The following is a 14,593-nucleotide window of genomic DNA, read 5'->3' as shown; positions in this document are numbered from 1 at the left end:
GTTTGAAGCTGTTAATTATGAGTGATAGCCACGGGTGGACAGATGAGGTTGTTCAAGTGGTCGACCGCCATAAGCATGAAGTTGATGAGCTCATTCATTGCGGAGATTCTGAATTGCAGGTTGATTCCAAAGAGCTAAATGGAGTGAAGACAGTGAAAGGAAACTGTGATTTTGGAGCAGATTTTCCTGAAGAAATAAAAGAAACTTATGGGTCGCTTACGGTGTATGTTACTCATGGTCACCATTATAACGTAAAGATGACGTATGTTCCTCTGAGTTATCGTGCAGAAGAAGTAGGAGCAAACTTGGTTTGTTTCGGTCATTCACACGTAGCAGATTGTTTTATGGAGCAAGGAGTGCTATTCATTAATCCAGGCAGCATGCGTCTGCCACGAAAGCCTAAAGAGCAAACATATGTTATCTGTGACATAACGGATACTCAGGTAGAGGTTAGCTTTTATGAAAGAGCCAGCGGTGAGAAGTTAACAGATCTATCCCGCACTTACTCGAGATGAAGAAGCAAGGGGAAGACGGTCCATTTTGACCGTCTTCTTAATAAGTGGAATTTTATCCAAAAAAATTATAGGATTTTTATTGACACTTACTGTTTTATAAGGTATATTTATAAGCGTCGTCAGTAACTGATCTGACCGAATTTAATGAGTAACATGCGTTTTCGCGAAAGCTAATTTAACATGCGGGTGTAGTTTAGTGGTAAAACCTCAGCCTTCCAAGCTGATGATGTGAGTTCGATTCTCATCACCCGCTTTGTCCCAGTAGCTCAGCAGGATAGAGCAACGGCCTTCTAAGCCGTCGGTCGGGAGTTCGAATCTCTCCTGGGACGCCATTTCTGTAATACATAATAAATATAATAAAACGTCTCCGTATTTATACGGAGACGTTTTTTGTTGGTCTTGCTTGCTGTCTAATTTCTCTTAAGTAATTGTGTGTGTCAGAAAGCATCGTATCTTCCTCGTAAAACAATACACTCCAGCCTTTTTTCTTGAACGATCTTACAAGCTTCTTTTCATCAACTCCTGATGTCCGTTCCATCAAAGCAAGCCTGAATGGTACAAGAGCCATGTTTACCGTACTGCCCAACATCTTATAATGCGGGGTCGGATAATATCCGGATTCTCTTAATTTCTCATAGAGGATTCGTTCCCCTTCTGTCCGGCAGCTATTCTCGTTTTCTTGAACTAAAATTAAAGAGGCTTTCCTTTTTTGTCTCAATCGAATGTAAGGAAAGCGTTTAGATAAGTAAACCAAGCGGAACAGTTGCTTACATTTCATCTTCATCACCCAACTATATCTTTTCCGCTTTCGACAGATTCTATGAATAAAAAATAAAAAGAATTTTAAAGAGCTGTAACGCAAGCAGGATATAAGTGTAAGCGTATACAATAGTTCGGATAAATCAAAATTGTCAAATTATTTTACCGAAAGTGGTTGACCCTTTCCCAAAATGAGCGTATTATAAACCTCAAATAAACAACTTAGAAAAAACAAATGTCCGCTCAGGGAAGATACATTCTAGGTTCCTTTTTAGTTGTAAAACGAGCTTGGCAACATGGTTTGTGACATTGTTTTGCCTGATTGGAGAGTGAGCAGCATGAGTGAACAGTGGATCTATTTAAATGGACAATTTGTTTTGAAACATGAAGCCAAAGTGTCTGTTTATGATCACGGATTTCTATATGGTGATGGCGTATTTGAAGGCATTCGTGTCTACGATGGAAATGTCTTTAGACTAGACGAACATCTTGACAGATTGTATTATTCAGCAAAGTCAATCATGTTAGAGATTCCTCATTCGAAAGAAGAAATGACGGACATTGTTGTCCAAACATTAAGAAAAAACGAATTAAAAAATGCTTATATTCGTTTAGTGATCTCAAGAGGTGTAGGCAATCTCGGGCTTGACCCATCATCTTGTGCAAAGCCGCAAGTCATAGTGATTGCAGAGGAATTAGCTTTATTCCCTAAAGAACTCTACAAAACAGGACTTGAAATTGTAACGGTTGCTACGAGAAGAAACCGGCCTGATGTACTAAGTCCAAAAGTGAAATCACTGAACTATCTAAATAATATCCTCGTAAAAATTGAAGCCAGTTTAGCTGGAGTAAGTGAAGCACTTATGCTGAACGATCAAGGCTATGTTGCAGAGGGATCTGCGGACAATGTATTTATCGTAAAAGGCAACAAGATTCTCACTCCTCCAGGATATATTGGAGCTCTAGAAGGGATTACTCGTAATGCAATTATCGAGCTCGCTAATGAGCTTGGTTACGACATGAGGGAAGAACCTTTTACTAGACACGATGTTTATGTTGCTGATGAAGTCTTCTTAACAGGTACAGCTGCAGAAGTGATTGCTGTTGTAAAAGTAGATGGGAGAGTCATCGGAGATGGGACACCAGGAAAGGAAACGAATAAGTTGTTAGCGGCCTTCCGTAAGCGTGTTGTAGAAGATGGAGAGAAAGTATATACAGAAAAAGAACAGATAGAAGTCAGTTGAGACTAGTTAGTCTTATATAGAGATAGTAATAGACGAGCGGAGTGGAGAGAAGCAAGGGAAATTAGGGGCGATAATATGAGAAGTGACATGATTAAAAAAGGCATCGATCGCGCACCACACCGAAGCTTACTGAGAGCCGCTGGTGTACGAGAAGATGAAATGGATAAACCATTTATCGGAGTGTGTAATTCATATATTGATATTATTCCAGGCCACATGCATCTTAATAAATTTGCAGAAGTAGCTAAGCAAGCAATTAGAGATGCAGGTGGAATTCCATTCGAATTTAACACGATCGGCGTAGATGATGGAATTGCTATGGGGCATATCGGGATGCGTTACTCGCTTCCGAGCCGAGAAATTATCTGTGATGCAGCAGAAACAGTAATCAATGCGCACTGGTTTGACGGAGTATTCTACATTCCAAACTGCGATAAAATCACACCAGGGATGTTAATGGCTTCTGTTAGAACGAATGTCCCTTCTGTATTTGTATCAGGAGGACCGATGGAAGCAGGGCGTACAAAAGATGGAAAAAGCCTTTCACTTGCTTCTGTATTTGAAGGAGTCGGGGCATTCTCATCAGGGGCTATGACAAGAGAAGAGCTGCTTGAAATTGAACAGAGTGCTTGTCCGACTTGCGGATCTTGTTCTGGAATGTTCACAGCAAACTCGATGAACTCCTTAATGGAAATGCTTGGTGTGGCCCTGCCTGGTAACGGTACTATGGTTGCGACAAGCGAAGCTCGCCACCAATTAATTAAGGATGCAGCTAAGCATTTAATGAACTTAATTGAAAAAGATATTAAGCCTCGCGATATCATTACAGAAGAAGCAATTGATGATGCCTTTGCTCTAGATATGGCAATGGGCGGATCAACAAATACAGTTCTTCATACATTAGCTATTGCGAATGAAGCAGAAATTGAGTACGACTTAAATCGGATTAATAAAGTGGCTGAGAGAGTGCCTTATTTATCTAAAATCAGTCCTGCTTCTGATTATTCAATGGATGATGTTCATCAAGCCGGGGGAGTAAGTGCGATTATGAAAGAGCTTTGTCATATTGACGGAGCGATTCACCCTGATCGAATTACGATTACTGGCAAGAGCTTATATGAAAATGTAGCACATGCAGAAATTACAAACGACGATGTTATTCGTCGCAAAGATAATCCTTATAGTCCTGTCGGCGGCCTTTCCATTCTTTATGGAAACCTTGCACCGGATGGGGCAGTGATCAAAGTAGGGGCTGTTGATCCTTCGATTAAGGTATTTGAAGGAGAAGCAATTATCTTTAACTCTCAAGATGATGCTCAAAAAGGAATTGATGAGGGAACCGTTAAGGAAGGTCATGTAGTCGTTATCCGCTATGAGGGACCTAAAGGCGGACCAGGAATGCCAGAAATGCTCGCACCGACATCATCGATTGTAGGTAGAGGACTTGGTACAAAGGTTGCTCTGATTACAGATGGAAGGTTCTCAGGTGCATCTCGAGGAATTTCGATTGGTCATATTTCTCCTGAAGCAGCGGAAGGCGGTCCGATCGCATTCGTTGAAAACGGAGATAAGATCCGCATCGATTTAACGAACCGTACGCTGGAATGGTTAGTTACACCTGAAGAACATGCAGAGCGTAAAGAAGGTTTTGTAGCACCTGAACCTAAGGTGAAAAAAGGATATTTAGCACGTTACTCAAAATTAGTTACATCCGCGAATACTGGCGGAGTTATGAAAATTTAATAGTTAAAACGAAGAAGAGGAAAAGTATTCATTAGAAGTAGCAACTACAGAGAGCTGCTGGTGCTGAGAGGCGGCGTTGCTCTAATGAAGAAGCTCACCTCTGAGTGTCAACCTGAACGAATATTCTACTAGGGTTGGTCGAGTGTTAAAAGCACTCGTTATCAAAACGTGATAAGCCTGGCTTGTCCATAAGGCTGAATGCATTTTATTCAGCGAACAAGGGTGGTACCGTGAAAAAAATCTTTTCACCCCTTCAGTCGTTACCTTAACGGCTTGTTGTGGAGTGGAAAGATTTTTTTATTTGATAAAAAAGATACAAGATACTAATTCACAAAGAAAATACAGAATGTTCAAAAAGATAGTTTGTGAGGAGGAAGAGATGTGAGCACAAAGTTGCAAAGTATGGAAACCGAAACAAATGCACATGCAAAAGAAATGTCGGGTTCTAGTATGCTGATTAAAGCATTAGCCTGTGAGGATGTTGATGTCATTTTTGGATACCCAGGAGGAGCTATTCTTCCAACCTACGATGAAATCTATAAAACAGGAATCAGACATATTTTAGCGAGACATGAGCAAGGTGCGATTCACGCAGCTGAAGGGTATGCAAGAGTATCTGGAAAGCCTGGTGTTTGTATTGTGACATCAGGGCCGGGAGCGACAAATGTTGTGACAGGAATTGCTGATGCGATGATTGATTCCCTGCCGCTTGTAGTTATTACGGGACAGGTAGCAACAACAGTCATTGGAACAGATGCTTTCCAAGAGGCGGATATGATTGGAATTACGATGCCAATCACTAAACATAACTACCAAGTACGCTCTGTTGATGAGCTGCCAAGAATTATTAAAGAGGCTTTCCATATTGCAACGACTGGAAGACCAGGACCTGTATTAATCGACCTCCCTAAAGACGTATCTTTAGCAACAGGATTATTTGATTACGATAAAGAGGTTGACCTCCCGGGGTATCAGCCGACGGTTATTCCAAACAAATTGCAAATTCGCAAGGTGGTTGATTCCGTCACAACGGCTAAAAAGCCAGTCATTCTTGCTGGGGCAGGAGTTCTGCACGCAAAAGCTTCAGAAGAACTCGCTCGGTATGTAGAGCAACAGCAAATTCCTGTAGTGAACACTCTATTAGGGTTAGGCAGCTTCCCAGGTGAAGATGAATTACATCTTGGGATGGCTGGAATGCATGGGACGTATACGGCGAACATGGCTCTCCACGAAGCTGATCTTTTAATTAGTATCGGTGCACGTTTTGATGATCGATTAACTGGAAATTTGGCACACTTTGCTCCAAACGCAAAAGTGGCTCATATTGATATCGATCCTGCTGAAATCGGCAAAAATGTTCCGACAGAGATTCCAGTAGTAGGGGATGCCAAAGAAGCGCTGAAAATGTTGATTGAAGAACAGGGAGAGCGCGGTGACCATCAGGAGTGGAAAACTTGGTTGAGCGGGCTGAAAGAAGAGTATCCATTATGGTATGTCCAAGACGGTGAAACAATCAAGCCGCAGCACCTAATCGAAAAGATTTATGAAGTGACAAAAGGTGAAGCGGTCGTGACAACAGATGTTGGTCAGCATCAAATGTGGTCTGCTCAGTTCTATAAGTTCAATCATCCTAACCAATGGGTAACCTCAGGCGGCCTTGGAACAATGGGATTCGGTTTCCCGGCGGCCATTGGAGCTCAATTTGCAAAGCCGGATAAACCGGTTGTAGCGATCATTGGAGATGCAGGATTTCAAATGACAGCCCAAGAGCTTTCTATCCTGCAAGAGCTGAACCTGCCAATTAAAATCATGATTGTTAACAATGCCGCTCTTGGAATGGTTAGACAATGGCAGCAGTTATTCCACGGAGAGCGTTACTCAAACTCTTTATTCCCGATTCAGCCAAACTTTGTGAAGCTAGCTGAAGCCTATGATATTAAAGGAATGCAGGTAAATGAGCTGCACGAGCTAGAATCTGCTCTAAAAGAAATGTTTGACTATCCTGGACCAGTCTTAATGGACTGCAGGGTAGCGAAACAAGAAAATGTCTACCCTATGATTTCACCAGGGAAAGGACAGCACCAAATGGAGGGGGTTAAGCCATGAAACGTACGATCACAGCCCTAGTAAACAATACATCTGGTGTGCTGAATCGAATTACAGGTTTATTTGCAAGAAGGCATTACAACATTGAGAGCATTACAGTTGGCGTGACAGAGAATCCTTCTATTTCAAGAATGACCTTTGTCGTAAACGCTGATCAAATGGAAAATGTAGAGCAGGTCATTAAACAGCTGAATAAGCAAGTGGATGTGTTAAAAGTAAAAGACATCACAGATGAGGCGATTGTAGCTAGAGAACTAGCTTTAATTAAAATTGTGGCATCTACGGCTCAAAGGGGAGAGATTGCTGCTCTAGTGAATCCATTTAGAGCGTCGATTATTGATATCGGCCGTGAGAGCATGACGATCCAAATTACTGGAGACCATCCAAAAGTGGAAGCATTTATTGATCTTTTGAGGCCGTATGGGATCAAAGAATTGGCGCGTACAGGTATCACAGCATTTAATCGCGGTCATAAAAAACCGCTCAATGATTCCTATCGTTTAACCTTAATTAACTAATAAATTAAAAAACTAAAACAACCAAAACAAGGGAGAGATGAGAAATGGCAAAAGTATATTATAACGGTGATGTAAACGAGGCAGTATTAAACGGGAAAAAGGTAGCAGTAATCGGGTATGGTTCACAAGGGCATGCACATGCGCTAAATATGCGTGAGAGCGGAGTAGATGTAATCGTAGGTCTTCGTCAAGGAAAGTCTTGGGCTCAAGCTGAAGAGGATGGTTTTAATGTTTATACAGTAAGAGAAGCAGCAGCACAAGCTGACTTAATCATGATCCTTCTACCGGATGAGCATCAGCCAAAGGTGTACAAAGAAGAAATTGAACCAGAGCTTACAGCAGGAAAAGCATTAGCATTTGCACACGGATTTAATGTTCACTTCAATCAAATCGTACCTCCTGCGACAGTGGATGTATTCTTAGCAGCACCAAAAGGACCAGGTCACTTAGTTCGTCGTACGTTTGAAGATGGTGCAGGCGTTCCTGGCTTAATTGCAGTATTCCAAGATGCAACAGGCCAAGCAAAAGAGATTGCACTTGCTTATGCTAAGCAGATTGGTTCTGCTCGTGCAGGTGTTCTTGAAACTACATTTAAAGAAGAAACAGAAACGGATCTATTCGGTGAGCAAGCGGTTCTATGCGGTGGTACAACAGCTCTTGTTAAAGCAGGATTTGAAACGCTTGTTGAAGCAGGCTATCAACCAGAAGTTGCTTACTTTGAGTGTCTGCACGAATTAAAATTAATTGTAGATTTAATGTATGAAGGTGGATTAGAAGGCATGCGCTACTCGATCTCTGATACAGCACAATGGGGTGACTTTGTAGCAGGTCCGCAAATCGTGACTGAAGATACAAAGCAAGCGATGAAGAAAGTATTAACAGATATCCAAACAGGTAAATTTGCAAAAGGTTGGATCCTTGAGAACCAAGTGAATCGTCCTGAATTTACAGCAATCAACGAAGCGGAGAAAAATCATCCGATTGAAGTAGTAGGACGTGAACTGCGTGAAATGATGCCATTTGTTAAAGCAAAGCCAAAAGCAAAAGGAGTGGTAGCTAGTGCGAAAAATTAACGTCTTCGATACCACGCTTCGTGATGGTGAACAATCGGCTGGCGTCAATTTAAACTTTGAAGAAAAACTTGAGATAGCTAAGCAGCTTGAAAGACTTGGTGTAGACGTGATTGAGGCTGGGTTTCCAGCCTCCTCTCAAGGAGATTTCCGCTCCGTTCAGGCAATTGCACAAACGGTAAAAGGAAGTTCCGTGACAGGCCTTGCGCGTTCTGTAACAAAAGATATAGATGCAGCTTGGGAAGCGCTAAAAGACAGTGCGGAACCTCGCATCCATGTTTTCTTGGCAACTTCACCAATTCATATGACCTATAAGCTGCGTATGACGCCTGATGAGGTGGTTCGTACGGCGGTTGAATCAGTTAAATATGCTAAAGCTAAATTCCCGCAAGTCCAGTGGTCAGCAGAGGATGCGAGTCGCTCTGAACTTCCTTTTTTGGCTAAGATTATTGAAGAAGTGATCAATGCTGGAGCAACGGTTATTAATCTGCCGGATACAGTCGGATATACTACACCTCATGAAATCGGGAATATGTTCCGTTACTTAACAGAAAATGTACCGAATATTGACCGTGCGATTTTATCTACTCATAACCACGATGACCTTGGAATGGCTGTATCAAACTCACTGGCGGCGATTCAAAACGGGGCAGGCCAAGTGGAATGTACAGTAAACGGCATTGGTGAGAGAGCAGGAAATGCATCGCTTGAAGAAATTGCTGTTGCCCTAAATATTCGTAAAGACCATTATCAAGCTGAAACAGGCTTAACATTAAAAGAAATCAAACGCACTAGTTCACTAGTGAGCAAGTTAACAGGTATGGTTGTACCGAGCAATAAAGCAGTGGTAGGTGCGAATGCTTTTGCTCATGAATCAGGCATTCACCAAGATGGTGTGTTAAAGAATAAAGAAACATATGAAATTATCACGCCAGAATTAGTCGGTGTGTCTTCTAACCGAATGGTTCTTGGAAAGCATTCTGGACGTCATGCCTTTAAAGAGAAAGTCGTTGAGCTTGGTTTTAACGGCACAGATGAGCAGCTTCAAACAATCTTTACAGCATTTAAAGATTTAGCAGATAAAAAGAAAGATGTCACAGAGGACGACTTATTTGCCCTTATGACTGAAGCGACTGTTGGCGGCTCTGTTGCTCATTACGAGCTAGAGGCATTGCAAGTAAACTATGGTACCAACAATATTCCGACTGCAACGATTACATTGAATGTACCAACTGAGGGAACGATTCAAGAAGCTGCAACAGGTTCGGGTAGTGTTGAGGCGATCTACAATACGCTTGAGCGTATGATTGAAGGCCCGGTTGTTCTAGAAGATTACCGCATTCAGTCTATTAACGGCGGACGCGATGCACTTGCAGAAGTGTTCGTGAAAATTCAATACGACGGGGTAGAATCAACAGGCCGTGGTACAGCGCATGATGTATTAGAAGCATCTGCTAAAGCGTATATTCACGCCATTAACCGTACGATTAACCGCCGTGCTTATAATGAAGAGCGGATGAAACAGTTAAACGCCTAGGAGGGCTCAGTATGAAAAAGACCATTGCTGTCCTTCCTGGAGACGGGATTGGACCAGAAGTAGTAGGCTCAGCACTACGAGTGTTAGACCAGCTTGCTGAACAATTTAATCATCAATTTGACTATACGTTTGCAGATATCGGCGGGTGTGCTGTTGATCAGCACGAGAACCCGCTTCCTGATCAGACTCTTGAAGTTTGCCGTCAGAGTGATGCGATCATCCTTGGCGCAGTCGGGGGCCCTAAGTGGGATCAATTAGCACCTGAAATGCGTCCTGAAAAAGGGCTGCTCAAATTAAGAAAAGAGCTGCAATTATTTGCAAATCTTAGACCAGTCACATGCTATGAAAGTTTACTGGATGCTTCGCCTTTAAAGCCTGAGAGAATCAAAGGAGTAGATTTTATTATTGTACGGGAACTAACAGGGGGCATCTACTTCGGCGAACCTCGTGAGCGTAAAGGGGAAGGCGGTGATGAAATAGCCATTGATACGCTTACCTATACACGTTATGAAATTGAACGTATCGTTCGTAAGGGCTTTGAATTGGCTCAAGTCAGACGCGGAAAAGTAACCTCAGTAGATAAAGCGAATGTACTTGAATCAAGCCGTTTATGGAGAGAAGTAGTGGAGCAGGTAGCAGCTGATTACCCAGATGTAAGCTATGAACATATGCTTGTAGATAATGCTGCAATGCAGTTAATTCGTCAGCCGGCTTACTTTGATGTCGTTGTGACAGAGAATATGTTTGGTGATATTTTAAGTGATGAAGCTTCTATGCTGACTGGATCTCTTGGGATGCTGCCGTCTGCCAGTCTCTCTGCAGTTGGACCAAGTTTATATGAGCCAATTCATGGATCAGCTCCTGATATTGCTGGAACAAACAAAGCGAATCCGCTTGCGACAATTTCGTCTGTTGCCATGCTGCTAAAATATGAATTCGGATTAGAAGAGGAAGCTCGTGTGCTTGAGGAAGCTGTCAGCGCGGTGCTTGAAAGTGGAGTTCGTACAGCTGACCTTGCAAAAGAGGGAGAGGCGCAGGCTTCAACAGATGAAGTGACAGATGAGGTCATTAAGCAATTAAACCATATTCGTGTGTAATAAAAGCAGGTGCAGTGGATTCATCCATTGCCCTCTTTTAATACCTTGATCATCTAAATGATACATTTGGACGTGAAATATTTGTACGTAAAACATTTGTATATAAACAATTAATAAAGAAAAGGGAGGGAAATCATATGACCCCAAAAACGATTATAGAGAAAATATGGGATCAGCATGAAGTCATTAAGGAGGAAGGTAAGCCGAGTTTGCTCTATATTGACCTGCACATGGTACATGAAGTGACATCTCCTCAAGCATTTGAAGGCCTAAGGCTAAACAATCGAAAGGTAAGGAGACCGGATTTAACATTTGCAACGATGGATCATAATGTTCCGACGGTGGATCGTTACAATATTACAGATCAGATTGCCAAAACGCAGATTGAAACCCTTCAGAAAAACTGTGATGAATTTGGAATTGATGTAGTTGATCTTGAACATCCGGAGAATGGTATTGTCCACGTAATTGGTCCTGAACTGGGCCTTACTCAACCTGGGAAAACGATTGTTTGCGGAGATAGTCACACATCCACACACGGGGCTTTTGGGGCGCTTGCCTTTGGTATTGGTACAAGTGAGGTAGAGCATGTCTTGGCTGCACAATCCCTTTGGCAGTCAAAGCCAAAAACATTGGAAGTGAACATTGACGGCAAGCTTAAACCTGGCATTTCAGCAAAAGATGTTATTTTAGCGATTATCGCAAAATTCGGGGTCGATGTCGGAACGGGTTCGGTCATCGAATTTACAGGCGAAGCAATTCGCGGAATGACAATGGAAGAGAGAATGACTATTTGTAATATGTCCATTGAAGCTGGCGCGAAAGCTGGCTTAATCAGCCCAGACCAAGTTACATTTGATTACTTAGAAGGCCGCGAATATGTTCCGAGTGGGGAAGCATTCAAAGAGCTAACGCAACAATGGAGCAAACTAGCCACGGATGAGGGAGCAAAATACGACCGAACAGTAACGATTCGTGCCGAAGAGATTGAACCAATGGTTACTTGGGGCACAAACCCGTCGCAAGGGATCGGTGTTTCGAAGTTAATTCCATCTCCAAGTGAAGCGGTATCTGAGGCAGATAGACGTGGGATCGAGCAAGCATTGGAATATATGGATTTAAAACCAGGAACACCAATTCAAGAAGTAGCAGTTCAGCATGTCTTTATCGGTTCCTGTACAAATTCCCGTCTAAGCGATCTTCGTGCAGCAGCATCAATCATTAATGGAAGAAAAGTAGCGGACGGCGTGCGTGCATTGGTCGTACCTGGTTCTCAAAAAGTAAAGAAACAAGCGGAGAAAGAGGGCTTGGATCAATTATTTATTGAAGCTGGTTTTGAGTGGCGCGATTCTGGGTGCAGCATGTGTTTAAGTATGAACCCTGATGTCGTTCCGGAAGGAGAACGCTGTGCCTCTACATCCAATCGAAATTTTGAGGGACGCCAAGGAAAAGGTTCTAGAACACATTTGGTTAGTCCTGAGATGGCAGCTGCAACAGCTCTTGCTGGCCATTTTGTTGATGTACGTGACTACAAAAAAGGAAAAACACTAACAACATAGGAGGGATATAGGATGGAACCATTAAAAGTGCATGAAGGTAAGGCGGCAACAATGAACCGAGTGAATGTGGATACGGATCAAATCATTCCTAAGCAATTCTTAAAAAGAGTTGAACGTACGGGATTTGGTCAATTTTTATTTTTTGATTGGCGCTTTAAGGCAGATGGAAGTGAAAACGAAGAATTTGAGCTTAATCAACCACATGCAAAAGGAGCGACTATTTTAGTAGCAGGTCATAATTTTGGCTGTGGTTCGTCTCGTGAGCATGCACCTTGGGCATTGCATGATTATGGCTTCAGAGTCGTGATCGCTCCTAATTTCGCCGATATTTTTTATAACAACTGCTTAAAGAACGGGATGCTTCCGATTAGACTAGATGAAAAGGATGTTTATCAGCTGTTGCAAAAAGGGGAGAACGAAGAATTAAGATTGACCGTAGATCTTGAAAACCAAACGATCCAATCAGAGGATTTTGAGACTTCTTTTGCCATTGACCCATACTGGAAGGAAATGCTCCTAAATGGCTGGGATGAGATCAGCTTAACGCTGAAATACGACGGGAAAATCAAAGAGTATGAAGACAAAATGGCAGGTCAGCCTGTATAAGAAAGAAAAAGGGCTGGGAGAGAGCATACTCGCCGCTCCTGAAATAGACGCAGCCCTTCCGCTAAATCAACGGAGCGAGAATATTGTTTAGTTACTCCCCCTCACAGTAAAAAAGCACCTTTTCCAGGTGCTTTTTTACTGTGAAAAATATAATAATAAGTATTTAGTTAAGCTAAATTAACCAAATTTCTACTACACTTCAGAACAGTAGAGAAACTTAGCGGATGAAATATGTGAAGACTTCTGTGGGAACTAGAGCAGGAGTGAGATCCCACAGGGCAAAAGCCCGAGGAAGTTCACAAGCTCCCCACGAAAAGCGAAGCATATTTCAGTAGCGGCGCTTTAGGCCGCATCTTAAATGTTGTCCTTTATCCTTCATCCGTTTACTTTTACTTTGATTTAATTTCCTCTGCTTTTTGTTGAAGCTCAGAACTGAGCGAAGCCATTTCATGGGCCGTCTCGTGAATATGCTCTATAGAAGAGATCACGTAGTCAACATCTTCTTTATTTTTCTTAAATAATTCAATGTAATGTTCCATTTCCATTTGAACGGTTTCAAGACCATATTTAACAGTCGTCATCTTTTCACTAGAACCTGATCTTGCGGTATTCATTGTCGTCATTTGCGAGACGAGAGCTTGGATCGTTTTGTTACTATCATTAATTAAGTGTGAAATGGAGCTGCTCATTTCTTTAGATTGTTCAGCAAGCTTTCTAACTTCGTGCGCTACGACTGAAAAACCCTTTCCATGTTCTCCTGCTCTAGCAGCTTCAATAGAAGCATTTAATGCTAATAGATTCGTTTGGTCAGAGATTGTTTCGATTTCGTTCGTCATTTTCATAATGTTTTTTGAGATGTCTTTTAATTGATCTGTTTGAGTGATCGTTTGTATGACTTGTTCTTCTAACATTTCAAAAGTAGTGAACATGCTGTTTACATCATTTACATTTTTATGTAGCAGACCTTGTAAATTCTGACTCGATTTCACCGTATTGTCTGTTTCTAATCCTATTTGCTTCGCTTTGTGAGTCGTTGAAGTAGTTGATGCCTCTGTTTTGTTAATCGTTGATGCGAGTTCCTGGCTAATAGATAAGAGTTCTTGCTGCAAGACTTGATTTGACTCGTGTAAATCGTTTAGCTGTCTCATTTTTGATTGAAGATACTCCTCAACAATTAATTGAGAATCAAAATTAAATCGCCCTGTTAAAGCAAGAATGTAATTTGTTAATTTATCTGGTTCCTTAAAAAAGTTCGATACCAGCTGTGGAATGATTAATTGTAAAAAGACTTGATACGTTGCTAAAAACCACGCAATCGGAAGGTCACTATTATTATGAACACTTCCTACTTTTTGTTTCTTTCTTATATCTTCTAAGGATACATCCCCTTCTACAACGTTTTTTAAATAATAAAGAAAAACCCCTTTAAGCCGCTCTCTAGTTGAATGTGTTTCAGCTATCTTCTTTAAGTGTGGAAAAGAATACACATGATCTAATGTTGCTTCTAAAAGAGCATCTGCATGTTCATCAACAAACGCCTGCAACTCCTGCAAGTGCTCTGTACTTTGTGTTGTAAATCCCATATAGGCCATGCGCATATCTATTTCTTTATCTTTGATTGTATGAGGCAGTCCTGTATTGATTGTAAAGCTTGGTTTGTAATCGGATTTTTTCGTTTTAAATGGGAAAACCATTTGTCCATCTCCCTTATGCACGAGTCTTATTTATACAACTCGTACAAGTTTTATTTATTTAATGTATAATCATTATGAATTTAGACAGGGGTGTTTGTCAAAGAAAATAGGTCAAATGACTCGTTTGTTTTTAAAATATTGGTAG

Annotated in this window: 12 protein-coding genes, 2 tRNA genes and 1 other annotated feature; of the genes, 12 read left to right on the top strand and 2 right to left on the bottom strand. The window is 41.6% G+C overall.

What is annotated here, in order from left to right:
• The first annotated feature begins 2 nt into the window (after window positions 1-2).
• From A33I_RS12795 to A33I_RS12785, 3 genes are all read left to right on the top strand, one after another.
• A complete protein-coding gene (locus A33I_RS12795) occupies window positions 3-515 on the top strand; it encodes a metallophosphoesterase family protein (RefSeq protein ID WP_022628788.1) in 513 nt (170 codons plus the stop codon).
• Window positions 516-697: 182 nt separating this feature from the next.
• Window positions 698-768 (top strand) — tRNA-Gly (locus A33I_RS12790).
• Between the two features lie 2 nt (window positions 769-770).
• Window positions 771-847: transfer RNA gene (locus A33I_RS12785), tRNA-Arg, on the top strand.
• A gap of 41 nt (window positions 848-888) precedes the next feature.
• On the opposite strand, the gene A33I_RS12780 is transcribed toward A33I_RS12785, so the two are convergent.
• Window positions 889-1,293: a hypothetical protein gene (locus A33I_RS12780; protein ID WP_022628787.1), complete on the bottom strand. Its 405-nt coding sequence runs from the start codon at window positions 1,291-1,293 to the stop codon at window positions 889-891.
• Between the two features lie 319 nt (window positions 1,294-1,612).
• Between A33I_RS12780 and ilvE the strand changes: the two genes are divergently transcribed.
• The 9 genes from ilvE (at window position 1,613) to leuD (ending at window position 12,754) form a co-directional block, all read left to right on the top strand.
• On the top strand, window positions 1,613-2,518 hold the full coding sequence (ilvE, locus tag A33I_RS12775) for a branched-chain-amino-acid transaminase (RefSeq protein ID WP_022628786.1): 906 nt from the start codon (window positions 1,613-1,615) through the stop codon (window positions 2,516-2,518).
• A gap of 75 nt (window positions 2,519-2,593) precedes the next feature.
• Complete coding sequence (gene ilvD / locus A33I_RS12770; protein ID WP_022628785.1) at window positions 2,594-4,261, top strand: dihydroxy-acid dehydratase; 1,668 nt, start codon at window positions 2,594-2,596, stop codon at window positions 4,259-4,261.
• Between the two features lie 2 nt (window positions 4,262-4,263).
• Window positions 4,264-4,517, top strand: a binding site (T-box leader).
• A 146-nt stretch (window positions 4,518-4,663) separates the two neighbouring features.
• Window positions 4,664-6,367 (top strand): acetolactate synthase large subunit, encoded by a 1,704-nt coding sequence (gene ilvB / locus A33I_RS12765; RefSeq protein WP_031311638.1) that lies wholly within the window; start codon window positions 4,664-4,666, stop codon window positions 6,365-6,367.
• A complete protein-coding gene (ilvN, locus tag A33I_RS12760) occupies window positions 6,364-6,885 on the top strand; it encodes an acetolactate synthase small subunit (protein ID WP_012959948.1) in 522 nt (173 codons plus the stop codon). Before ilvB ends, ilvN begins: the two co-directional genes overlap by 4 nt.
• Window positions 6,886-6,929: 44 nt before the next feature.
• A complete protein-coding gene (gene ilvC, locus A33I_RS12755; RefSeq protein WP_012959947.1) occupies window positions 6,930-7,958 on the top strand; it encodes a ketol-acid reductoisomerase in 1,029 nt (342 codons plus the stop codon).
• Complete coding sequence (locus tag A33I_RS12750; protein WP_022628783.1) at window positions 7,945-9,492, top strand: 2-isopropylmalate synthase; 1,548 nt, start codon at window positions 7,945-7,947, stop codon at window positions 9,490-9,492. Before ilvC ends, A33I_RS12750 begins: the two co-directional genes overlap by 14 nt.
• 11 nt (window positions 9,493-9,503) lie before the next feature.
• Window positions 9,504-10,589: a 3-isopropylmalate dehydrogenase gene (leuB, locus tag A33I_RS12745; RefSeq protein ID WP_022628782.1), complete on the top strand. Its 1,086-nt coding sequence runs from the start codon at window positions 9,504-9,506 to the stop codon at window positions 10,587-10,589.
• A 137-nt stretch (window positions 10,590-10,726) separates the two neighbouring features.
• Complete coding sequence (leuC, locus tag A33I_RS12740) at window positions 10,727-12,148, top strand: 3-isopropylmalate dehydratase large subunit (RefSeq protein ID WP_022628781.1); 1,422 nt, start codon at window positions 10,727-10,729, stop codon at window positions 12,146-12,148.
• A 12-nt stretch (window positions 12,149-12,160) separates the two neighbouring features.
• On the top strand, window positions 12,161-12,754 hold the full coding sequence (leuD, locus tag A33I_RS12735; RefSeq protein ID WP_022628780.1) for a 3-isopropylmalate dehydratase small subunit: 594 nt from the start codon (window positions 12,161-12,163) through the stop codon (window positions 12,752-12,754).
• A gap of 389 nt (window positions 12,755-13,143) precedes the next feature.
• Here the strand turns inward: leuD and A33I_RS12730 are convergent, their stop codons facing one another.
• On the bottom strand, window positions 13,144-14,448 hold the full coding sequence (locus tag A33I_RS12730; protein ID WP_022628779.1) for a globin-coupled sensor protein: 1,305 nt from the start codon (window positions 14,446-14,448) through the stop codon (window positions 13,144-13,146).
• Between the last annotated feature and the right edge of the window lie 145 nt (window positions 14,449-14,593).

The organism is Alkalihalophilus marmarensis DSM 21297, assembly GCF_000474275.2.
GTDB classification, from domain to species: Bacteria; Bacillota; Bacilli; order Bacillales; family Bacillaceae_D; genus Alkalihalophilus; species Alkalihalophilus marmarensis.
The sequence above is the reverse complement of the archived record's forward strand: the minus strand, read 5'-3'. Positions and strand labels throughout refer to the sequence as shown.

Excerpts from the sequence above, each read along its gene's own strand:
- A33I_RS12780 (WP_022628787.1), bottom strand. The coding sequence starts at position 1,293 with ATGAAATGTAAGCAACTGTTCCGCTTGGTTTACTTATCTAAACGCTTT.
- ilvE (WP_022628786.1), top strand. The coding sequence starts at position 1,613 with ATGAGTGAACAGTGGATCTATTTAAATGGACAATTTGTTTTGAAACAT.
- ilvD (WP_022628785.1), top strand. The coding sequence starts at position 2,594 with ATGAGAAGTGACATGATTAAAAAAGGCATCGATCGCGCACCACACCGA.
- ilvB (WP_031311638.1), top strand. The coding sequence starts at position 4,664 with ATGGAAACCGAAACAAATGCACATGCAAAAGAAATGTCGGGTTCTAGT.
- ilvN (WP_012959948.1), top strand. The coding sequence starts at position 6,364 with ATGAAACGTACGATCACAGCCCTAGTAAACAATACATCTGGTGTGCTG.
- ilvC (WP_012959947.1), top strand. The coding sequence starts at position 6,930 with ATGGCAAAAGTATATTATAACGGTGATGTAAACGAGGCAGTATTAAAC.
- leuB (WP_022628782.1), top strand. The coding sequence starts at position 9,504 with ATGAAAAAGACCATTGCTGTCCTTCCTGGAGACGGGATTGGACCAGAA.
- leuC (WP_022628781.1), top strand. The coding sequence starts at position 10,727 with ATGACCCCAAAAACGATTATAGAGAAAATATGGGATCAGCATGAAGTC.
- leuD (WP_022628780.1), top strand. The coding sequence starts at position 12,161 with ATGGAACCATTAAAAGTGCATGAAGGTAAGGCGGCAACAATGAACCGA.
- A33I_RS12730 (WP_022628779.1), bottom strand. The coding sequence starts at position 14,448 with ATGGTTTTCCCATTTAAAACGAAAAAATCCGATTACAAACCAAGCTTT.